This window comes from Clostridium pasteurianum, from assembly GCF_001705235.1.
Taxonomy (GTDB): domain Bacteria; phylum Bacillota; class Clostridia; order Clostridiales; family Clostridiaceae; genus Clostridium_S; species Clostridium_S pasteurianum_A.
In genome coordinates, this window is record NZ_MCGV01000001.1 from 3,836,217 (window position 1) to 3,859,534 (window position 23,318).

The following is a 23,318-nucleotide window of genomic DNA, read 5'->3' on the forward strand; positions in this document are numbered from 1 at the left end:
ATAATAAGCTTAAATTATATATTGACTTATGGTTTGTATTGGAATATAATTTAAAATAAATTAAAGGCTTTGAAAAGGAAGAGTAAACAGGGTACTATTTTAAAGAGAGAGAAATTATTGCTGAAAGTTTCTCAAATGGGTAATGTTGAAAACCACCTTTGAGCTGAGTGTCGAAATTATAGTAGGCATCTCCGCATATCTGCGTTAAGGATTTGAGTGAAAGGAAGATTGTATCTTCTTTTAATTTGGGTGGAAGCACGGTAACTCGTCCCTTTGTATGGGAGGAGTTTTATTTTTTTTGATAAAATAAATTTTATATACAAGGAGGAAATAAAATGATTAAAGTAACACTTAAAGATGGAAAAGTTATGGAGTTTCAAGATTCAACAACTCCAGGCGATATTGCAAAAGCAATAAGTCCAGGACTGTACAAGAAGGCTATTTCTGCTAAAATCGATGGAAAAAGGGCAGAGTTAATGACCAGCATTGATAAAGATTGTAAGCTTGAGATCCTTACTTTTGATGATGAGGATGGAAGATGGACATTAAGGCATACTGCTTCACATATACTTGCACAAGCAATTAAAAGACTTTATCCTGAAGTTAAATTGGCTATAGGACCTGCAATTGATGATGGATTTTATTATGATATTGATGCGGATTTTTCATTCACAGAAGAAATGTTTCCTAAAATAGAAAAGGAAATGAACAAAATAATAAAAGAAAATCTTAAACTTGAAAAATTTGAACTTCCAAGAGAAAAAGCTATACAGTACATGGAGGAAAGAAAAGAACCTTATAAGGTACAGCTCATAAAGGATTTGCCAGAGGATGCTGTAATTTCATTTTATAAACAGGGTGATTTTGTAGATTTATGTGCTGGCCCACACGTTGAGTCAACAGCAAAGGTTAAAGTTATAAAACTTATGTCCGTAGCTGGTGCTTACTGGAGAGGCAATGAGAAGAACAAAATGCTTCAGAGAATATATGGAACAGCATTTACTAAAAAAGCAGAGCTTGATGATTATATTAATATGATTGAGGAAGCTAAAAAAAGAGATCATAGAAAAATTGGTAAAGAACTAGATTTATTTACAATGCATGAAGAGGGACCAGGTTTTCCTTTCTTTCATCCAAAGGGAATGATAATTAAAAATATTTTAATAGATTATTGGAGACAAATTCATTATAGAGCAGGATACGATGAAATAAGTACACCAATAATATTAAATGAAAAATTATGGCACCAATCAGGACATTGGGATCATTACAAAGAAAATATGTATTTTACTAAAATAGATGATGAAGATTATGCAATAAAACCTATGAACTGTCCAGGATCAATTCTTGTTTATAAGGATGATATACATTCATATAGAGAGCTTCCTATAAGACTTGGAGAGCTTGGTATTGTTCATAGACATGAAAAATCAGGAGCACTTCATGGCCTTATGAGAGTTAGGTGCTTTACTCAAGATGATGCCCATATTTTTATGACTAAGGATCAGATAACAGATGAGATAATTGGAGTAATAAAACTAATAGACGCATTCTATAAAGTATTTGGCTTCGAGTATTATGTAGAATTGTCTACAAGACCTGAAAATTCAATGGGAAGCGATGAAGATTGGGAAATGGCTACAAATGGCCTTATAAACGCACTTAAAGCTGCAAAATTAGACTATAAGATTAATGAAGGTGACGGAGCATTTTATGGCCCTAAAATAGATTTTCATCTTAAAGATTGCATAGGGAGAACATGGCAGTGTGGAACAATACAGCTTGACTTCCAGATGCCTGAGAGATTTGACCTTAATTATATTGGCGCAGATGGAGAAAAACATAGACCTGTCATGGTCCATAGAGTTGTTTTTGGAAGTATAGAAAGATTTATAGGAATTTTAATAGAACATTATGCCGGAGCTTTTCCAACTTGGCTTGCGCCTGTTCAGGTAAAAGTAATGAATATAACTGATAATCAATTAGACTACATTGATAGAATAAGCGAAAAATTAAGAGATGCAGGTATAAGGGTTGAAAAAGATGTTAGAAACGAAAAGATTGGATACAAAATAAGAGAAGCACAACTTAAAAAGGTTCCTTATATGCTTATCATAGGTGAGAAAGAAATGAAAGAGGGAACTATTTCTGTAAGAAGCAGAAAAGATGGAGATCTAGGTTCAATGAATATTGAAGATTTCATATTTAAAATTCATGCAGAAGTTGAGCAAAAAATAAATTCACTGTAATTGTTGACAAGATATAATAACAGTGATATAATTCATAAGGTGTTAAAGTAGAAACTTGCCGTTTCTCACCTTACAGCATTGCTAGTAAGGTTTAGATATGCAGATATTTTGTTATGTATATTAGAGACGGTAAATAACCGTCTCTTTTTATTATGAATATATTTATTAAGTTTTCGGAGGTGAAAGTCATAAGTAAGAATAAAAATTTTATTGTAAACGGGGAAATAAGGCAGAAAGAAGTCAGAGTAATAAGCGATGATGGTTCTCAGCTTGGGGTTATTCCTACAAGCAATGCTTTAAAATTAGCAGAAGAAAAGGAACTTGATTTGGTTGCTATATCACCTAATGCTGTTCCACCTGTTTGCAAGATAATGGATTTTGGTAAGTTTTTATATGAACAAACTAAGAAAGAAAAAGAAAACAAAAAAAATCAAAAAGTTGTAAACATTAAAGAAGTAAGATTAAGTGCGTCTATTGAAGAACATGATGTACAGATTAAATCTAACAATGCACGTAAATTTTTAACAGCCGGAAACAAAGTTAAAGTTACAGTAAGGTTTAGAGGAAGGCAAGCAGATTACGCATTTAAAGGTAACAAGATACTTGATAATTTTGTTGAGAAAATCAATGATGTTTGTGTCGTTGAGAAGCCAGCAAAGTTAGAAGGAAAAAATATGATAATGATATTAGCACCTAAAAAAGCTTAATAGTATAGGAGGAAATAAGTTATGCCAAAAATGAAAACTAAAAGAGCAGCGGCTAAAAGATTTAAGTTGACTGGAACTGGAAAGTTAAAAAGAGGAAAGGCTTTTAGAAGCCATATATTAACTAAGAAAAGCACAAAGACTAAGAGAAATCTTAGAAAAGGTGGATACGTTTCAGAGACTCAAGAAAAAACAATGAAGACATTGTTACCATACCTATAAATAGGAAAGGTTAAAGGAGGTATATTTAGTTATGGCTAGAGTAAAAAGAGCAGTAAATGCACGTAAAAATCATAGAAAGGTTTTAAAACTTGCTAAAGGATATTATGGTGGAAAAAGTAAGTTATTTAAAACTGCAAATGAATCAGTTATTAGAGCACTAAGAAATGCTTATGTTGGAAGAAGATTAAAAAAGAGAGATTTTAGAAAACTTTGGATAGCAAGAATAAATGCAGCAACAAGAACAAATGGTCTTTCATATTCTAAGTTTATTAACGGAATGAAATTAGCAGGAATTGATATGAATAGAAAAATGCTTTCTGAAATTGCTATAAATGATCCTAAGTCATTTTCAGAATTAGTTGAAATCGCTAAAAAGCAAATTAACGCATAAGATTATTTAATGCAGCCTAGTATGGCTGCATTTGTGTTATACATATTTTAAGTAAAGGAATGAACAAATTAAAGATGATAATAAGCAGTAAAGATAACCCTGTGATAAAAACTGTTAAGAAATTAAGAGAAAAAAAATATAGGGATACACAAAAAAAGTTTATTGTAGAGGGATTGAGGTTTGTTAAAGAAGCCCTTGAATCCGATTTTAAAGTGGACTATTTGTTTATTTCCGAAAAGAATTATAAAAAATTCACTTCAGAAGACTTTATAAAAGAGAATAAAAAAGAGGCTCAATTGTTTGAGGTTTCTGAAAGCGTTTTACATCAAATTTGCAGTACGGAAAATCCCCAGGGTATAGCAGCTGTTGTGGAATATAAAAATATTGATGCTGAAGTTAAAGATGGATTTTATATACTTGTAGATAAAGTTCAGGATCCAGGTAATATGGGTACTATAATAAGAACTGCAAATGCTGCAGGGGCTCTTGGTGTTATAATTACAACAGGTACTGTGGATGTATATAACAGCAAAACTCTTAGATCTACTATGGGATCCATATTCAAAATACCTATCATATTTGAAGATAAGAATTTATCTAAAATAAAAAAATTAAAAGAAAATGGTTTTAGAATAATAACAAGTGCTCTTGAGGCAAAACATAATTTTTATGATGTTAAATTAAATGGAAAGTTAATTATTACAGTTGGTAATGAAGGAAATGGTGTAAGTAGTCTCATAAAAAAAGTAAGTGATTTAATAGTTAAAATACCAATGCCAGGGAATGCAGAATCACTTAATGTTGGAGTAGCATCTGCTGTTATGATGTTTGAATATGTTAGGCAAATGAAACAATAGTTTAGAGAATAAAGTATTGAAAAAATATTTTTATGTGTTATAATAAAAAATAATGTTATAATTAAAGGCATTGAAGGAGAAAGTAAATACAATAAGATTTTAAGAGAGAAGAGGTTATTAGCTGAAAGCCTTTTTAAATTAATTTTGTATTGAAGTTCGCTCTGGAGTCCTATTTATGAAATGTGCTATGCACAAATTAGTAAGTAGCGGTTAATACCGTTAAAATGTTGAGTGGGTTATCCAATTTGGGTGGTACCGCGGAATATTATCCGTCCCTTTTATTAGGGGCGGTTTTTTATTTATATAAAAAAGAAAGGGGTTTATAATTCAATGAAAGAGAAACTTGAAGCTATAAAAGAAAAAGCTTTAAATGAATTAAAAAAAGCCAGTGACAAGAAAAATATTGAAGACATAAGGGTTAAATATCTTGGTAAAAAGGGTGAACTTACACAAATTTTAAGAGGTATGGGATCTTTATCACCAGAAGAAAGACCCGTTATAGGTAAACTTGCAAATGAAGTTAGAGGAAAGCTAGAAGGTCTTATAATAGATGCAAGTGAAAAGATAAAAGAGACAGAAAAAAAGAACAGACTTGAAAGTGAAGTTATAGATATTTCTATGCCGGGCAAGAGACAGACAATAGGTCATAAACATCCAACTTATTTAACTTTAGAGAAAGTTGAAAACATATTTAGAGATATGGGCTTTGTAGTTGAGGAAGGTCCTGAAGTTGAATATGATAAATACAATTTTGAAATGCTAAATATTCCCAAAAATCATCCTGCAAGAGGAGAACAAGATACTTTTTACATAAATGACAGCGTAGTTTTAAGAACTCAGACTTCACCAGTGCAGGTAAGAACAATGTTAAATCAGAAACCACCTATAAAGATGATTTCTCCTGGAAAGGTTTATAGAGCTGATGCTGTAGATGCAACTCATTCACCAATATTTTATCAGATTGAAGGACTTGTTGTTGATAAGGGCATAAGATTTTCGGATCTAAAGGGAACTCTTGAAACATTTGCTAAAAAGATGTTTGGTGAAGATGTAAAAATGAAATTCAGGCCTCATCACTTCCCGTTTACAGAACCTTCTGCAGAAGCAGATGTAACATGCTTTGCTTGTGGTGGTAAAGGATGTAAAGTATGTAAAGGTGAAGGCTGGATAGAATTATGGGGCTGTGGTATGGTTCATCCAAATGTTCTTAGATATTGCGGTATAGACCCTGAAGAATACAGCGGTTTTGCTTTTGGACTTGGATTTGATAGAATTGTTATGCTTAATTATGAGATAGATGATATAAGACAGTTATATGAAAGTGATATGAGATTTTTAAAACAATTTTAATAGTTTGTAAGGAGGATAAAAATGAAAGTACCTGTTAAATGGTTAAAAGATTATGTTGATTTTGATATAAATGCTAAAGAACTTGGAGATAAACTTACTCTTTCAGGTTCTAAGGTTGAAGAGATAATAACAAGTGGTGATGAGATAACAAAGGTAGTTACTGGAAAAATATTAAAAATAGAACCTCATCCTAATGCAGATAAACTTGTAGTTTGCAGTGTTGATGTTGGTGAAAAAGAGCCAATTCAAATAGTTACCGGTGCTCAAAATATGAAAGAACAGGATGTTGTCCCTGTTGCGCTTCATGGTTCTACTCTTCCAGGTGACGTGAAAATTAAAAAGGGTAAGCTTAGAGGAATACTTTCCAATGGAATGATGTGTTCTAAAGAAGAACTTGGAATAGCTGATGAAGAGCATGTACATGGACTTATGATATTAGATAAAGATACTCCTATTGGAAAGGATATAAAAGAAGTTTTAGGTCTTGATAATCCGGTTATAGATTTTGAAATAACATCTAATAGACCTGATTGTTTAAGTATACTTGGAATAGCCAGAGAAACAGCAGCAACTCTTAATACTAAGTACAGAAATGTAAAGATAGATTTTTCTGAGACAAGTGGAAAAAATATAAAAGAAGAGTTAAGTGTAGAAGTTAAAGATGAGCTATGCAAAAGGTATATGGCAAAAATAATTAAAAATGTCAAAATAGAGGATTCTCCAGCATGGATGCAGGAAAGACTTATGCTTGCGGGGGTAAGACCAATAAACAATATAGTTGATATAACTAACTTTGTTATGATTGAATTAGGTCAGCCAATGCATGCTTTTAATAAAAAGATGATATCTTCAAATAAAATAGTTATTGATAGAGCAAATAATGGTGAAAAATTCACTACACTTGATGGTGAAGAGAGAAACTTAGATTCAAATGTTCTCATGATAAAAAATGGTGATGAAAATTGTGCTATAGCAGGTATAATGGGAGGATTAGATTCAGAGGTAACTGAAGATACAAATGAAATAATATTTGAATCTGCTACTTTTGATGGAACTAATATAAGAGTTTCTTCTCAGAAATTAGCTCTTAGAACAGAAGCATCAGGAAGATATGAGAAAGACTTAGATCCAAATCTTGCTGAAATTGCACTTAATAGAGCTTGTACATTAGTACAGGAGTTGAAGGCAGGAGAAGTTGTAGATGGAGTAATTGATATATATCCTGTAAAAAAAGAACCACATACTGTAGAGGTTGATTATAATTGGATAAACGAGTTTTTAGGTACAGATATTCCAAAAGAAAAAATGAAGGAATATCTTGATAGATTAGAATTAAATACAGAGATAAAAGGTGATAAGCTTGAAGTATTTTCTCCAACCTTTAGAAATGATATAAACATAAAAGAAGATATAGCTGAAGAGGTTGCTAGAATTTATGGTTACAATAATGTAATATCAACTACCATAAAATCTCCAAGTATACGAACAGGTAAGAGTAAAGATCAGGAAATAAAAGATGATGTAATTGATATATTAATTTCAAGTGGACTTAACCAATCTATAAATTATTCATTTGTAAGTCCTAAAATATATGATAAGTTATTGATTCCAAAAGATAGTCCTCTTAGAAATGCTGTTGAAATTAGAAATCCTTTAGGTGAAGATTTTAGTATAATGAGAACTACGACTATTCATTCTATGATGGAATCTCTTGTAAGAAATTATTCTCATAGTAATGAAGAAGCAAAGCTATTTGAAATAGGAAAAATTTATGTACCAAGTGAAGATAAAGATAAAATTCCAGAAGAAAAACAAGTTATAACTATAGGTATGTATGGCAATGTTGATTATTTTGATCTAAAGGGAGTTATTGAAAATTTAGTTGAAGCTTTAGGAGTAAATAAAGTTTCATATGAGCGAGAAACTAATAATCATACTTTCCATCCTGGAAAAACGGCAGTTGTGAAGATAAAGAATGAAGTTTTAGGAACTTTAGGTGAAATACATCCAGATGTTTGTGAAGCTTATGGAATAGATGAAAAATGTTATATAGCGGAAATAAAATTTGACCTATTAATAGAAAATGCAGAATTGAATAAGAAATATAAGCAACTTCCTAAATTCCCAGCAGTAACTAGGGATATTTCAGTGTTAGTTGATGAGAATACACTTGTACAGGAAATTGATGATGTTATAAGGAGACAGGGTGGACATATATTAGAATCACTAAAATTATTTGATGTTTATAAGGGTAAACAGGTTCCAGACGGCAAAAAGAGTGTATCTTATTCTATAGTTTACAGAGATGAAAATAAGACACTTACGGATAAAGAAGTTGAAAAGGTTCAAAATAAAATTATAAAAACCCTTGAACATGTTTTAGGCGCAGAACTTAGATAAAAATCATATTTTCCAATAGTAAATTATGTGTTAAAATATATTTAAGGTATATTAATCTAATTATTATGTGAAATTAGGTTGTAAAAGTGATAGAATATATTATAGCTGAAAATGATATTGCTCAAAATGAATTTAAATTGTAGAGGGCGTTATGTGCCCGCTGCAATTTACATAAATGATGTTTAGTTTTAATATATACTGTATACATACAAAATTAAGAGGGTGTTTATATGAATACAATTACCATAACTATAAATGGTATGGAGTATAATTTAAAGGGAGAAGAAAAAGAAGAATACCTCAGGACTGTTGGAAATTACGTTGATAAGAAAATAAAGAACATTTTAGAAAATAATGAAAAGTTAAGTACATCTGATGCGGCAATACTTACAGCACTTAATGTCACTGATGACATGTTCAAGCTTGGAAATGATAATGAAAAGTTGGCTGATGATGTTGAATTAATGAGGGAAAAAACAGCTTCATTGGAGGAGAATAAAAAAGAGCTTGAAGAAAGTAAAAAGAAACTTGAAGAAAATGAAAAAGAACTTACAGATAAAATAGAAAGTATTAATGAAAAAAATGTGAAGTTGTTATCTAGAATTGAAGAATTAGAAAATGCAGTGGATGAAGATTCACAAGGTGAAATCGTTAAATTGAAAGAAGAAATTGATAAGTTAACAAAAGAAAATAAAGAGATGAAAGATTCAGTTAAAAATCATATAGACATTCAAGAAAAATATAAGAAGGAAAATAAAGATTTAAAATTTAATGTACATACTTTAAAATATAAGGTAATGGATCTTGAAAATAAATTTTTGGAAAATCAAATTAATCTGGCAAAAGCAAAGAAGCAGGTAGTTGAAGTATTAAATGATGGCACGAAAAATAGAAAGAATTCTAAATAAAATCTCATTCAATAATGAATGAGATTTTTATTTTTATATAAAGAATATTTTTTGGTTTGTTTTTATAATATAATGAATTAAATTTTCATAAAATATTTATAAGTAATTATTTTAGGAGATTTATAAATGATATATCTTGATAATGCAGCAACGACATTTCCTAAACCTAAAGAGGTTTATGATGAGGTTTTAGATTGCATGAAAAATTATGCAGCAAATCCGGGGAGAGGCTCATATGATATGGCAATAAAGGCATCGCGTAAAGTTACAGATACAAGAGAAGAAATTGCTAAATTATTTAACATTCCGGATTTATTTGATGTGATATTTACTTGTAGTGCAACAGAAGCTTTAAATATAGGAATAAAAGGTTTTTTAAAAAGGAAAAATCATGTTATTACGACATGTATGGAACATAACTCTGTACTAAGACCTGTAAGTTATTTAAAGAAGAAGGGAGTACAGTGCAGTATCGCAGCAGCTAATAAATATGGATTTGTAGATGAAAAAGAGATAGAAAAGTTTATTAACCCAAATACAAAAATGATTGTAGTAAATCATGTATCAAATGTGACTGGAAGTATTCAAAATATAGAGGCAATAGGAGAAATTGCATATAAAAGAGGGATAGCATTTATGGTAGATGCATCTCAAAGTGCAGGTACTTTAGATATAGATGTTCAAAAATATCATATAGATATACTTGCTCTTCCAGGTCATAAGGGACTTTTAGGACCACAAGGTACGGGGGTACTTTATATAAGAAAGGGTATAAAACTTGCTGAATTCAAAAGTGGGGGAACTGGAAGTAATTCATTTTCAGTAGATCAACCTGAATTTTTACCTGATAGATTTGAAAGTGGTACTTTAAATACACCTGGAATTGCAGGATTAAATGCGGGAATAAAATTCATAAATGAAGTAGGTATGAGTAATATAAGAAAGCATGAGATGGAACTTACAGAATATCTAATAGATAATTTGAAAAGCAAGGATTATATTAAATTATATGGTCCTCCTGACATGAAAAATCATGGTGCTGTGGTTTCATTTAATATAGACGGAATTGATAGTTCAGATGCGGCAGCATTTCTAAATACAAAGGGTATCTATGTGAGAAATGGATATCATTGTGCTCCACTTGTCCATAAGGTTATAGGAACGGAAAATAAAGGTACAGTGAGAATTAGTCCAGGATATTTTAATACAATTCAAGATATTGAAAAGTTAATACAAGCACTAATTGAAATAAATAAAGGAGAGATATAAAAGATTTTATGGGGTGAAGTTATGGATGAACTAGAAAAATGGATAAAAGATTATTCTTTAAAAAAGGGAGTTAATTATGAGAAAACTATAATAGAGGCATTAAAGTTTTATAGGGAGTTTATAGAAGGAAATGGACATAAATATTATAACTTAGGAAAAAAGTTAAAAGGATTTATAGATGAGAATGCTGAAGAATTACTAAAAGTATCAAAAGATACTAAAGCATTTAAGGGAGACGAGCATGGAACAATCAGATTTCAGTGTATACAAAACTTTGATGAAAAAGAAAGATATTTAAAAAGCATGGAAAATATAAATTCAAATCTAATAAATATAATATTAAATGATAGAACTATAATATTAAAGGGTTTACAAAATGAAAAGAATATATCCTCGGCTATAATAAGTTTTGAAAACTTTGGTACTAATGAAGCAAAATATGCTTTTGTTCATTATTTAAGGGTATTAAATTCTAAATATAAAAAAATATATCCGGCTATAGAGAGTGAAATAATTAATTTAGCTAAGAAGTTTGGAGTAAATAGAATAGATAGGGTAGTAAGCGATGATTTGTTAAGTAACTTTAAAAGTATGGGATACACTGAGTTATATAGAAATTGTTACTTAAGAATAGATAATAATAATTGTAATCTAGTGGAATATGAAAAAGAAGTTAAACATCGTGTAGGTAGTAGATATGTGCCTATTTTTAAAATGTGTCCAAATCGATTTGAAGAAAAAGATAATGTAAACGAATTGTATAGATTCACCATGAGAGCAGGAAAGTTTTATGCACAAATCAACATAAAGGGGGATAAGGCATTTGGTAAACTATATTTGGATAAAGATAAATTGAATAAAGCATCATATATTAAGTATTTATATTATACTATAATAAGTTACATTAAGAAAAATAATATAAAAAATTTATATACATTAATTGATAAAAGGCATATTAATGTATTAGGGAGTATTGAAAACGCCCGTAAAATAAAAGAGTGGGTTTGGATTCGAAAACTCCTCTAATAAGGGAGTTGATATAGTGAAAACAAATGAGTTACAAAATGAATATCTAGCAGTTTTTAAATCACAGAATCATGCTATATATGTATATAGTAAGTTGAGTGAAAAAAATATAAAAACTAAGATAATACAAACACCTTGTTCTATTTCGACTTCGTGTACTCATAGTGTAAAATTTAAAGAAGAAAATATAGATGATGTAAGTAATGAAGCAAAAAATGCTAATATTCCAATAAAGGGAATATACAAAATTGAAAAGAATGGTACAAAAAAAGTTTATCAAAAAATAAAATCTTAAGTTTATTATAAAAGAAGTGCTATAATGGTAATTTTTAATTGCTATTAGCACTTCTTTTTTTATGTATAGAATTAAATTGATTTAGCATTTTAATGCACCTTTAATCATTATATTTAAATTGTGTTTTGCTTAATGCATGGTATGTAACATTTAATATCACAATCACATATATTAATTAAGTAAGTAAGATTATTTTAAAATGATGGCGATGATATTTAATATTGATAAGGAAAGAAGAAAGTTACTTAAAACAAGGGAAAAATGTAAAAATCACTATAAACCGGGAATATCAATAATAGTTTGTACAAATAAAATAAAATATATTAATAATATATTTGCTAATTATGACAGAGTTAGCTATCCCAAAAAAGAAATGATAATTATATTAAATAAAAATAATTTGAATTTGAATAAATATAGAAAAATGTCCAAGTTATTTAAAGATATAAGAGTAATTCAAAAGCCTGAAAATATAAGTCTTGGACAATGTTTAAATTGTGGAGTTAACATTGCAAAATACAATTATATAGCAAAAGTTGATGATGATGATTATTACGGAAAAAATTATCTAATTGATGAAATTAATTCTCTTTCATATTCAAAGGCTGATGTTGTTGGGAAAGCATCATTTTTCATATACTATGAGAACTATAAGAAAGTTGAAATAATGTATCCTGATGGAAGCGAAAAGTATATACCGAGAATTGCAGGTTCTACACTTTTAGGCAAAAAAAATATCTTTAAAAGAGTAAAATTTAGAGATGTGGATTTAGCAGAAGATGCTGGATTTATGGAGGATTGCTGTAGAATTGGAATTAAAATATATTCGTGCAATAAATTTAACTATTTATATTTTAAGCATAAAAGTTTAAATGATCACACATGGAAGATAAGTGCGGAAAGTTTAATGAAAATCACAAGAAAAGTTGGCGATTATTCAAATTATGAGTCAATTGTAGTAGTTTGATTTTCAGAAATTATTGAGGAGGATAATATGATAAATGTAACAAAGACATACCTTCCCCCATTTGATAAGTATGTTAAGTATATAAAAAAAATATTTGATACCGGAATTATAACTAATAATGGCGAAATGGTAAGGAAGCTAGAAAAAAATATTGAACAGTATCTTGATGTGAAAAATGTAGTCTTAGTTCAAAGTGGAACGTTGGCTCTACAACTTGCATATAAAATTTTAAATTTAAAGGGCAGTGTTTTAACTACTCCATTTTCTTTTGTGGCAACTATAAGCAGTCAGGTATGGGAAGGGCTTAATCCAATTTTTGTTGATATTAATAAAGACACATTAAATATTGATACAAAATTGATAGAAAAAAATATAACAGATGATGTATCAGCTATTGTTCCTGTTCATGTTTTTGGAAATAGCTGTGATGTGGAGAAAATAGATGAAGTATCGAGTAAGCATAATATAAAGGTTGTATATGATGCGGCACATGCATTTGGTGTTAAATATAAAGGAAAAAGCATTTTGAATTATGGTGATATATCTGCTATAAGTTTTCATGCAACTAAGGTATTTCATACAATTGAGGGTGGAGCGCTAATAATAAAGGATGATAAATTATATGAAAAAGCATTGCTTATGAGAAATTTTGGGATTAATGGTATTGACAGCGTAAAGAATATTGGTATAAATGCTAAGATGAATGAATTTGAAGCGGCAATGGGACTTTGTATTTTAGATGATATGGATAAAATATTAGAAAACAGAAAGAATGTGTATGAACGTTATATGAGTTACATTAAAGGTGATATAACATTCCAAATTCATAATAATAATAGTACATTAAATTATAGCTATTTTCCTATTATTTTAAAGGATGAAGGTATACTCAAAAGAGTACAGAATTTGCTTTTAAAAGAAGGAATAAGTCCTAGAAGATATTTTTATCCATGTTTAAGTAAATTATCGTATCTAAAAAGTGAAGAAAAAATGCCTATAGCAGAGGATATATCAAAAAGAATTTTATGCTTGCCTTTTTATGATTCTCTTGAAGCTGATGTTCAATGGAAAATAATAAAAATAGTAAATAATGTTTTAGCATGATAAGGTATCTTTAAATAGAAAATATTAATGTGAAAATTATTTATATAATTTAATAAGTTATATTGAGTAAAAGGTGGTTTTATGGAAGATAAAATAAAAGTAAGTGTTTTAATTGTTACCTATAATCATTCGAGATTTATAAAAGAAGCTATGGATAGTGCACTTATGCAGCAAACAAAGTATAAATATGAAATTGTAGTAATGAATGATCATTCTAGTGATAATACTTTTAAAATTTTAAAAATGTATAAATTAAAATATGGAGATAAAATAAGAATATTTAACAACAGTAAAAATTTTGGTATAACAAAAAACTATAAATTAGGCTTTGAAAAATGTAGAGGAGAGTATATAGCTGTTCTTGAGGGAGATGACTACTGGAATAATAGAAAAAAGTTGCAGATTCAAAGTGACTTTTTAGACAAACACAGAAATTATTCTGCTGTATTTAATAGATATATAATATATGATGCTGCGAAAAATTTAAAGACAGTTATTCCATGGCAATATAGATATTCTGAATATAAAAAAATAACTATAAATGATCTTACAATTAGAAATGTTATAGGCAATTTTTCTGCATGTATGTACAGAAAAAGTATTGTAGAACAATTAAAAAAATCATTGTACAATATGGTAACTTATGATTGGATGTTCAATATGGCAGTATCAGAAAAAGCGCCTATAGCTTATTTACCTCAGGTAACTTCTGTTTATAGAATTCATAGAGGAGGGGTGTGGAGTGGCATTGATAAAGAAAGTAGACTTAAAATGGTTATGAAACAGATTGATGATTATGATAAATTTTTCGGATTTAAATATAGCCGTAATTTTAATTTCTTGAAAAAAGGAATCTACGATGAACTCATAAGATTAAAAAATAAATAAATTCTTATATTCATACCAATCTAAAGGGGAATATGATGTGAAGACTAGTATAATAATTTTAACTTGTAACAATTTTATGTACTCTAAAATGTGTATAGATAGTATAAGAAAATACACGAGAAAAAATGATTATGAGATAATTGTAGTTGATAATAATTCTCAAGATGGCACTAAATCCTGGCTCAGGAAGCAAAAAGATATAAAAACAATATATAATAAAGTTAATGAAGGATTTCCTAAGGGCTGCAATGTTGGAATAAAAAAAGCATCAGGTAGTGAAATACTTCTTTTAAATAATGATGTTATAGTTACATCAAATTGGCTTTTAAATTTAAAAAAGTGCTTATATAGTGATAATAAGATAGGGGCAGTAGGACCTGTTACCAATACATGCTATGGAAAACAAAAAATATTTGTTAAATATAATTCTCTATATGAAATGCAAAGATTTGCAAAAAAATACAATGTTTCAAATAGTAATAGGTGGGTCAAAACACGAGGACTAGTTGGATTTTGTATTCTTATAAAAATGAAGGTTATAAATAATTTAGGATATTTAGATGAAAGGTTTACACCTGGAAATTTTGAAGATGATGATTATTGTTTAAGGATGGTTAGAAAGGGATATAAGCTTATGATTTGTAAAGACACGTTTGTTCACCATTATGGAAGTATATCCTTTAAAAATACAGAATATTCTAAAATAATTAATGCAAATAGAATTAAATTTGAAAGAAAATGGGGAATGAAGTTACAGTAATTAAATACACATATTTTTAAAATATAATAACATAACGATTAAAAAGTACAGCAAATAATAATGAAGAAAAGGTGATAAAAGTGAAAGATGATCCACTTGTAAGTATTCTTATACCTACTTTTAATAGACCTGAATTGTTTAATATGGCATTAATGAGTGCAGTGAATCAAACTTATAAAAATATTGAAATTGTAATATGTGATGATAGCACTAATTATTACACAAAAAAAATAGTAGATAAGTATTTAAAAAAATATAAAAATATAAGATATTATTTTAATAATGGACCACTAGGAAACTTTGGCCTTAATAATTTTAATAAATGTTATGAACTTTCAAGGGGAGAATATATTAACTATTTAAATGATGATGATATGTTTGTTAAAAACAAAGTATTAAAAATGCTTAAATGCTTTAAAAGCAATAATAAAATTTCATTGGTTACATCTCACAGAGAACTCGTAGATAGAAGTGGGGATAGGTTACCTCATACACTTACTTATAACAAAATAAAATATGTAAATAGGCCGATTAATGGCAGACGTGCTGCTAAAGCAATATTTTTATATGGGAACTTTATTGGAGAGCCAACTACAGTATTATTTAAGAAAAAAGATGTCGATAAATTTGGCACTATTAATAATAGGCAATTTTGTGCTCTTATAGATATTGCAACATGGATTAAATTACTTTTAAGGGGCAATTTTGTATATTTATCGGAAACCTTGAGCTGTTTTAGAATTCATAATGGACAAAATACTAATAAACCAGGTATAAAAAAGCTGATGAGGTCTGAATGGTATGAACTAATTCAATATGCATATAAAATGAAAATTATAGATAAATCTATATATTCGCAACTCTTATTATCATATAAGTGAATTTTCAGATTAAGGTTTATTGTAAGAAAGTATATTCTAATAGTATAAATGGTAAGTAGATAAAAAACTCAATAAGTTTATTAAAAATAATAAGGAGATAATTTATGAAATTCAAAAGTATTGGCAAAAATGTAACCATATATGGAAAGTCAAAGATAACATTTCCGGAAAACGTAGAGATAGGTAATAATGTTATTATAGATGATTTTGTTTTCATAAGTTGTAAAAAAGGAGTTAAAATAGGTAACAATGTTCATATAGCAAGTTTTGTAAGTATAACCGGAAATGAAAAGTTTGTTATGGAAAATTTTACAGCACTTTCTACAGGAACAAAAGTTCTTACAAGTACGGATGACTATAGTAATTCGTATCTTACTAATCCTACTGTACCTAATGAATATAAAAATGTATTTTCTTCTAGGGTTGTACTAGAAAAGTTTTCTATTGTAGGGGCGAATAGTGTAATACTTCCTGGCGCTGTTCTAAGTGAGGGTACTTTTATTGGAGCTAATAGTTTAGTCAAATCAAAGACAATAACTGATTCATATTCATTATATGTTGGTTCACCAATTAGAAAGATAAAAGATATGAATAGAAATAAAATACTGGAACTTGAAAAAAGATATTTAAATAAATATAAACAATAATTTATAAAAAGTAATCACAATTTTTTTTGTGGATTCATATTATAAAAATGTAAGATAAATAATGTCATGTTATGCGCATGTTGTAACTCAATACAGGGAGGTATTATAATGGCTATTAGTGATTCTAGGAAAAGGCCTAAAGATGAATGCATTATAGCTAATAAAGTTTATGATCAATGTAGGCAGCAGGATTGTATTGAAAAATTAGCTTATGATAATACAACTGGTCAGCCAATCAATCCACCGGATAATGCAGCAGCAGTAGTTATAGTCCCAAATAGCTTTTCTATAGGCAATGTAATTTTAGTAAATAAATCAGAAAATGCCTTTAAAAGAGGGTATTATGATATTGAACTTAAGTTCACGTTTTTGTACACATTAGAATTCAGGAATAGTGTTGGAGCTGTTATTTCAACTGTAGCAGCCAGCAGCATATTCAATAAAAAAGTTACTTTGTTTGGTTCTATTGGGGCTCCTGTTAGTATATTTACAGATTTAAGCAATAGTAAATTTGATAATCTACAAGTTGCACCGTTTGTTTTAGTAGAAGCAAATGGCTATCCACTTGATGCAACTTTGAGTTACACTATTCCAGTAGTAAGTAGTGGTGATGCTGTTCCAGTACCTAATGCAGTTAATGTAACCATAGGTTTATTTACTATAATTAAATTGTTTAGACTTGTAAATCTTGTTGTTCCATCTTCAGGATTTTGCAGACCAGATGTGTGCGAAGAAATTTCAGAAGATCCATGTGAATATTTTAATAATCTTGAATTCCCATTTGATATATTTGATCCACCTCAAAAGGAAGATGTTTGTCATACTGATGAAGACGAAGATGATTCTCAACAATACTTAGATGATGATATAAGCAAATTAGATAAAGAATAATTAGAAAATAATATAAAACATAAGGAGGGTCTTCCCCCCTTATATTTTATTTAAGGTGTTTTTTTGTTTTTATATTAGAATAAAAGTTTGTAATAAAATTTCCTTTATGTATAATAGTTATAGGAAGTATGTAATTGTCTGATTGCGTGGATTACGCTTAAATTATAAATTTTATTAAATGGAGGTACATATGAATAAGGTTGAATTGCTAGCACCAGCAGGAAGTATTGAAAGTGTATATGCAGCTGTTCAAAATGGTGCTGATGCAGTTTATATTGGTGGAAGTAGATTTTCAGCTAGAGCTTATGCTGAAAATTTTAATGATGAAATAATGAAAGAGGCAGTTAATTACTGTCATGATTATGGTGTTAAAATACATGTAACAGTAAATACACTTATAAAGCAAAATGAAATTAAGGAAGTTATGAATTATATAAAATTTCTTTATGAGATTGGAGTAGATGCTCTTATAGTTCAAGATACTTCTATTATAAAGTATGCAAAAAAATATTTTCCTGGGCTTCAAATGCATGCTTCAACTCAAATGACAATTCATAATGCTTTAGGAGCTTTATATTATAGTGAAAAAGGTTATGATAGAGTTGTTCTTTCAAGGGAATTATCTTTAAATGAGATAGAATATATATCTAAAGATCTTAACATAGAAACGGAAACTTTTATTCATGGTGCACTTTGTGTATGCTATTCAGGCCAATGTCTTATGAGTTCAATAATAGGTGGAAGAAGTGGAAATAGGGGAAGGTGTGCTCAACCATGCAGACTTCCATATACTCTTATTGATGAAAGTACAGGAAAAAGTAAGAAAGGATATTTTTTAAGTACTAAGGATATTTGTACTGTAGATGTTCTGGATAAACTTATTAAAACAGGAGTTTCTTCTTTGAAAATTGAGGGTAGGATGAAAAAGCCTGAGTATACGGGAGGAGTAGTTTCTACATATAGAAAAGTTATAGACAAAAAAGAGTATAATGTTAATGAAGAAAAAAATAAATTACTCAAACTTTTTAATAGAGAGGGCTTTTCAAGGGCATATCTTCTTCAAAATACAGGAAGAGATATGATGGCATATAATTTCCCTAAAAATACAGGAATTTTTATGGGAAAGATTTTAAATGACAATACTATTTTGCTTGAGGAAACTTTAAGGCTAAAAGATGGAGTCAGGAATGATACGAAAGGTACTATTGTATCTAAAATAATTAGTGATGGAAACGAAGTTAAAGAAGCTAAAAAGGGCAGCAAAGTTAAGATATTTCCTCATTTCTATAAAAGTGGAGATTATATTTATAAAACGTTAGATTCGAAACTAATAAATGAAATTGGGGAAAGCTATAAGAATGATTTTAAAAGAAAGATATATGTAGATTTAAAAGTTAAATTTAAAGTTCATAGTCCTTTTGAAGTTCACTTAGAATTTAGTAGGAGTAATAAACTAAAATCTAATGAAAAAAATAGAGATATTAAAGTAGTATCAGTTGGAGATTTAGTTCAGAAGGCACAAAAGAGTCCAGTAAGTAAAATCAAATTAGAAGAGAATTTGAGGAAAACGGGAGGCACTCCTTTTGAAGTTAAAAATATAATCTTTGAAGATTTTGAAGATGGATATATATCTATTTCTCATGTAAATGCAGTGAGAAGGGATGCACTTCAAAAATTTAAAGATTCTATTGAAAAAAGTTATAGGAGAAAGTCTAATTTTAAGTTTAAAGAATTAGAAGTTTCAAAAAGTGAAGTTATAAAAATTCCTGAAATGATGATTCTTGTTTCAAATAAAGCTCAATATGAAGCAGCATGTGAAGAAGGGTTTAATGATATAATAGTTGATGTATTTCCAAGGAAATGTGATTTAAAGCTTGAAGAGCTTCATGGAGTATATGTTAAAGTGCCTAATATTATTAAAACTGAGTTTAAAGATATATGTAGCATTATAGATAGAAATTTAAATAGTATAAAGGGCATAGTAACAGCCAATGCAGGGATAATAAATAAGTATAAAAGTATAGCTAAAATAATAGGCGATTATAAGGGAAATATATTCAATAGTGAGGCATTAAAATTATACAAAAAAGATGTAACAGGTTTTTGCCTAAGTACAGAATTGAGCAAGAGTGAAATAAAGGCAGTAAATAAATATAAGTGCATGAATACTCAAATACTTATATATGGTAAAGTGGAGGCCATGGTAAGTGAATATTGTGTAATAGGAAGCGTTTTTGGAGGAAAATCTTCAAAAGATAAATGCAGTGGTGCATGCATGCACTCCAATTTTGTGCTTAAAGACAGAATGGATGTTCCATTTAATGTTATAACGGATAAATATTGTAGAAGTCATATATATAATCCTATGCCTTTGAATTTAATAGATAATCTAGAGGAAATTAAAGGGTTAGGAGTAGATTCATGTAGAGTGGACTTTATTGATGAAGATAAAGAAATGGTTAAGAAGGTTCTTTCATGGATAAAAAAAGGTAAAGTAACGGAAGAATTTAAGGGATTTACAAGAGGAAGCTATAAAAGAGGAGTTGAATAAAGTGAATGAAAAATCACTTAGAGTTCTTGAATATTTTAAGATAAAGGATAAGATCAAAAAATATACGAGTACAAGTGCGTCAAAAAGATTAATTGATGATTTGAGACCTTATGGCAGTGTTTACGAAGTCAAAGAACATATAGAAGAAACTAAAGAAGCTTTTGAACTTTTAATGAAGAAGGGAACCCCTCCTTTTGAGGGAGCTTATGATGTAACTGAAGCAGTAGGCATGGCTGAAAAAGGATTCTCTTTAATGCCAGGTCAGCTTTTAAAGGTTGCAAATATGCTTAAGTGTGCCAGAAATTTTAAGGAGTACATAGCTCATAAGGATGAAGAAGAAAGTTATAGAATAATAGAAGACATATGCAGTGGGATAATTCCTTTAAGAAATGTAGAAAATAGTATTTTTAATGCAATCATTGGTGAGGATGAAATCTCTGATAAAGCCAGTACTGCTTTATATGGAATAAGAAGAAGTCTTAAGGATAAAAATGCATCTATAAAAGATAGGGTTAATTCCATGATGAGAAATTATTCAAAGTATTTACAGGAGAATCTATATACCATAAGAGGCGATAGATATGTAATTCCTGTTAAAGCTGAATATAAAGCTCAGGTACCTGGCCTTGTACATGATCAGAGTTCTACAGGTGCAACACTTTTTATAGAGCCTATGGGACTTGTAAATTTAAATAACGAGATAAAAGAACTTATGCTAAAAGAAAAAGCAGAGATAGAAAGAATTTTAAGGGAATTATCGATGCTTATATATAAAAGTATTATTGCAGTGAAAAATGATGAAAAAATAGTTACAGAGCTTGATTTCATATTTGCAAAAGCTAAATATGCAAGTTCTATAAATGCAACTGCACCACATGTAAATGACAATGGAATAATAGATATAGTCATGGGAAGGCATCCACTTATAGATACTTCTAAGGTAGTTCCTCTTGATATATACATGGGGAGAGAATTTACCTCACTTATTATAACAGGACCAAATACAGGTGGAAAAACTGTAACTCTTAAAACCACAGGATTAATTGAACTTATGGCTATGAGTGGGCTTATGATACCTGCCAGGGAAAATTCGACTATAAGCTTTTTTAATGAAGTCTATGCAGATATAGGTGATGAGCAGAGTATAGAGCAAAGTTTATCTACTTTTTCTTCACATATGACTAATATCGTTAAAATAATTGATAATGCTGATAAAAATTCACTTGTGTTATTTGATGAATTAGGTGCAGGTACTGATCCTACAGAAGGAGCTGCACTTGCTGTTTCAATACTTGAAAACTTGAGAAAAAGAGGAACTAAGATAGTTGCTACAACCCACTATAGTGAACTTAAGGCTTATGCTCTTAAAACTGAAAATGTTGAAAATGCTTCTGTTGAATTTGATGTTGAAACTTTAAGACCTACATATAGACTTTTAATAGGCATACCTGGAAAATCAAATGCTTTTGAAATTTCAAAGAGGTTAGGACTTTCTGATTACATAATTGAAGATGCTAGAAGAGGTATATCCAAGGATACTTTGGATTTTGAGGACTTAATTCAAAATCTTCAAACTAGAAGTGTGAAAGCTGAAGAAAACTTGAGAAGAACAGAATTCTTAAAGGAAGAAGCTGAAAATCTTAAGGAAAAGTATGAAAAAAAAGCATCTTCAATAACAGAAACCAGGGAAAAAGCTCTCCATGAAGGCAGACGTGAGGCAAAGAGAATAATTGAAGAAGCTAAAATGGAAGCAGATAAGATTTTAAAGGACATGCGGGAAATGGAGAGAATGGGATATTCTTCTGATGCAAGACAAAAACTTCAGGAGAGCAGACAGAAGTTAAAAGAAAAACTGGATAAGGCAGAAGAAAATTTAAATAAAGATGTAAAACACGAAGGTGAGATGCTCAAAGAGGTAAAAGAGGGAGAAGAAGTATTTATACCATCTCTTAACATGAAGGGCATTGTGGTTTCAACTGTTGATAATAAAGGAGAAGTTGAAATTCAAGCTGGAATAATGAAGATAAATGTTAAATTAAAGGAGCTTAGAAAAAGCGATAGCAGCATTATATCTTCAAAGAAAAATAAAGCAAATAAGAAAAGAGAGGCAAAGCTTAATTTAAGGTCAGTTTCTCAATCTATTGACCTTAGAGGTATGGATTCAGAAGAGGCTATGTACAAAACTGATATATATCTTGATGAAGCATATATGGCAGGTCTAAATTCTGTTACAGTAATACATGGTAAGGGAACAGGAGTTTTAAGGAAGGCTATAAATGACATGTTAAAAAGAAATTCTCATGTGAAAAGTTATAGGCTTGGAAATTTTGGAGAAGGTGGCACAGGAGTTACTGTAGTGGAATTAAAATAAGGAGAAAAAAATGAAGAATGATGTTTTGATTGTTTCTGCATGTCTATTAGGTATAAATTGTAAATATAGTGGCTCAAATAATTTAAATGAAAAAGTAAAGAAGCTCTGCAATAATATGACTGTAATACCAATATGCCCTGAACAACTTGGTGGTATGACAACCCCAAGAAAGCCTGCTGAAATTAAAGGTGGAAGCGGAAAAGAAGTTTTAGATGGAAAAGCTAGGGTATTTGATAAGGATGGAAAAGATGTTACAGAATATTATATTTCAGGAGCTAAAGAGACTCTAAAAATAGTTAAGATGTTTGATGCAAAGAAGGCAATACTTAAGGCAAATAGTCCATCTTGCGGCTGTGGCACTATATATGATGGTAATTTTATAGGAAATAAGATAAATGGAAATGGGGTTACAGCTGAAGTACTTAAAAAAAATGGAATTGAAATTCTTAATGAATTAGATATTAAATAGCAAGAAGAGGAGTTTAATTTTTAAGTTAAACTTCTTTTTTATATACGTAAAATATGAAATTACCTCATTTAAGATATTTTCTAGAAGGGTAATGTTCATTGAAATATTAATAGTTATA

Annotated in this window: 21 protein-coding genes and 2 other annotated features; all 21 genes read left to right on the plus strand. The window is 29.4% G+C overall.

The window, feature by feature from the left end:
• Nucleotides 1-60 precede the first annotated feature (60 nt).
• Nucleotides 61-276: a binding site (T-box leader), on the plus strand.
• Between the two features lie 59 nt (nucleotides 277-335).
• The 21 genes from thrS to BEE63_RS17265 all read left to right on the plus strand — a co-directional run bounded on the left by thrS (nucleotide 336) and on the right by BEE63_RS17265 (nucleotide 23,200).
• On the plus strand, nucleotides 336-2,249 hold the full coding sequence (thrS, locus tag BEE63_RS17165; protein ID WP_066022541.1) for a threonine--tRNA ligase: 1,914 nt from the start codon (nucleotides 336-338) through the stop codon (nucleotides 2,247-2,249).
• Between the two features lie 179 nt (nucleotides 2,250-2,428).
• The gene (gene infC, locus BEE63_RS17170) at nucleotides 2,429-2,956 is read left to right on the plus strand and encodes a translation initiation factor IF-3 (protein WP_081312662.1); all 528 of its coding nucleotides are present in this window, start codon (nucleotides 2,429-2,431) and stop codon (nucleotides 2,954-2,956) included.
• A gap of 21 nt (nucleotides 2,957-2,977) precedes the next feature.
• Nucleotides 2,978-3,175: a 50S ribosomal protein L35 gene (gene rpmI / locus BEE63_RS17175; protein ID WP_066022543.1), complete on the plus strand. Its 198-nt coding sequence runs from the start codon at nucleotides 2,978-2,980 to the stop codon at nucleotides 3,173-3,175.
• Between the two features lie 31 nt (nucleotides 3,176-3,206).
• Nucleotides 3,207-3,566 (plus strand): 50S ribosomal protein L20, encoded by a 360-nt coding sequence (gene rplT / locus BEE63_RS17180; RefSeq protein ID WP_066022544.1) that lies wholly within the window; start codon nucleotides 3,207-3,209, stop codon nucleotides 3,564-3,566.
• A gap of 59 nt (nucleotides 3,567-3,625) precedes the next feature.
• Nucleotides 3,626-4,423, plus strand: coding sequence for a TrmH family RNA methyltransferase (locus BEE63_RS17185; protein ID WP_066022545.1), 798 nt, complete (start codon nucleotides 3,626-3,628; stop codon nucleotides 4,421-4,423).
• Between the two features lie 61 nt (nucleotides 4,424-4,484).
• Nucleotides 4,485-4,703, plus strand: a binding site (T-box leader).
• A gap of 50 nt (nucleotides 4,704-4,753) precedes the next feature.
• Complete coding sequence (pheS, locus tag BEE63_RS17190; RefSeq protein WP_066022546.1) at nucleotides 4,754-5,773, plus strand: phenylalanine--tRNA ligase subunit alpha; 1,020 nt, start codon at nucleotides 4,754-4,756, stop codon at nucleotides 5,771-5,773.
• A gap of 21 nt (nucleotides 5,774-5,794) precedes the next feature.
• Entirely contained in the window at nucleotides 5,795-8,173 is a 2,379-nt protein-coding gene (gene pheT, locus BEE63_RS17195; RefSeq protein WP_066022547.1) for a phenylalanine--tRNA ligase subunit beta, read from the plus strand.
• Between the two features lie 230 nt (nucleotides 8,174-8,403).
• Nucleotides 8,404-9,081 (plus strand): cell division protein ZapA, encoded by a 678-nt coding sequence (locus tag BEE63_RS17200; protein ID WP_066022548.1) that lies wholly within the window; start codon nucleotides 8,404-8,406, stop codon nucleotides 9,079-9,081.
• A 126-nt stretch (nucleotides 9,082-9,207) separates the two neighbouring features.
• Nucleotides 9,208-10,350 carry an aminotransferase class V-fold PLP-dependent enzyme gene (locus BEE63_RS17205; protein ID WP_066022549.1) on the plus strand — a complete coding sequence of 381 codons (1,143 nt, stop codon included), beginning with the start codon at nucleotides 9,208-9,210 and terminating at the stop codon, nucleotides 10,348-10,350.
• A 21-nt stretch (nucleotides 10,351-10,371) separates the two neighbouring features.
• The gene (locus BEE63_RS17210) at nucleotides 10,372-11,376 is read left to right on the plus strand and encodes a hypothetical protein (protein WP_066022550.1); all 1,005 of its coding nucleotides are present in this window, start codon (nucleotides 10,372-10,374) and stop codon (nucleotides 11,374-11,376) included.
• Nucleotides 11,377-11,392: 16 nt separating this feature from the next.
• Entirely contained in the window at nucleotides 11,393-11,671 is a 279-nt protein-coding gene (locus BEE63_RS17215) for a DUF3343 domain-containing protein (protein WP_242874835.1), read from the plus strand.
• A gap of 199 nt (nucleotides 11,672-11,870) precedes the next feature.
• Nucleotides 11,871-12,638: a glycosyltransferase gene (locus BEE63_RS17220; protein ID WP_242874837.1), complete on the plus strand. Its 768-nt coding sequence runs from the start codon at nucleotides 11,871-11,873 to the stop codon at nucleotides 12,636-12,638.
• Between the two features lie 27 nt (nucleotides 12,639-12,665).
• On the plus strand, nucleotides 12,666-13,742 hold the full coding sequence (locus BEE63_RS17225; protein ID WP_066022552.1) for a DegT/DnrJ/EryC1/StrS family aminotransferase: 1,077 nt from the start codon (nucleotides 12,666-12,668) through the stop codon (nucleotides 13,740-13,742).
• Nucleotides 13,743-13,823: 81 nt separating this feature from the next.
• Nucleotides 13,824-14,630, plus strand: a complete 807-nt coding sequence (locus BEE63_RS17230) for a glycosyltransferase family 2 protein (protein ID WP_066022553.1) — start codon at nucleotides 13,824-13,826, stop codon at nucleotides 14,628-14,630.
• A 37-nt stretch (nucleotides 14,631-14,667) separates the two neighbouring features.
• Nucleotides 14,668-15,390, plus strand: coding sequence for a glycosyltransferase family 2 protein (locus BEE63_RS17235; RefSeq protein WP_066022554.1), 723 nt, complete (start codon nucleotides 14,668-14,670; stop codon nucleotides 15,388-15,390).
• A gap of 71 nt (nucleotides 15,391-15,461) precedes the next feature.
• Nucleotides 15,462-16,271, plus strand: a complete 810-nt coding sequence (locus BEE63_RS17240) for a glycosyltransferase (protein WP_242874838.1) — start codon at nucleotides 15,462-15,464, stop codon at nucleotides 16,269-16,271.
• Nucleotides 16,272-16,375: 104 nt separating this feature from the next.
• Entirely contained in the window at nucleotides 16,376-16,918 is a 543-nt protein-coding gene (locus BEE63_RS17245) for an acyltransferase (protein WP_066022556.1), read from the plus strand.
• Between the two features lie 108 nt (nucleotides 16,919-17,026).
• Nucleotides 17,027-17,809 carry a hypothetical protein gene (locus tag BEE63_RS17250; protein WP_066022557.1) on the plus strand — a complete coding sequence of 261 codons (783 nt, stop codon included), beginning with the start codon at nucleotides 17,027-17,029 and terminating at the stop codon, nucleotides 17,807-17,809.
• A 190-nt stretch (nucleotides 17,810-17,999) separates the two neighbouring features.
• Nucleotides 18,000-20,360, plus strand: coding sequence for a DUF3656 domain-containing U32 family peptidase (locus BEE63_RS17255; RefSeq protein ID WP_066022558.1), 2,361 nt, complete (start codon nucleotides 18,000-18,002; stop codon nucleotides 20,358-20,360).
• A gap of 1 nt (nucleotide 20,361) precedes the next feature.
• A complete protein-coding gene (locus BEE63_RS17260) occupies nucleotides 20,362-22,731 on the plus strand; it encodes an endonuclease MutS2 (protein WP_066022559.1) in 2,370 nt (789 codons plus the stop codon).
• Between the two features lie 10 nt (nucleotides 22,732-22,741).
• Nucleotides 22,742-23,200, plus strand: a complete 459-nt coding sequence (locus tag BEE63_RS17265; RefSeq protein ID WP_066022560.1) for a DUF523 domain-containing protein — start codon at nucleotides 22,742-22,744, stop codon at nucleotides 23,198-23,200.
• Nucleotides 23,201-23,318 lie beyond the last annotated feature (118 nt).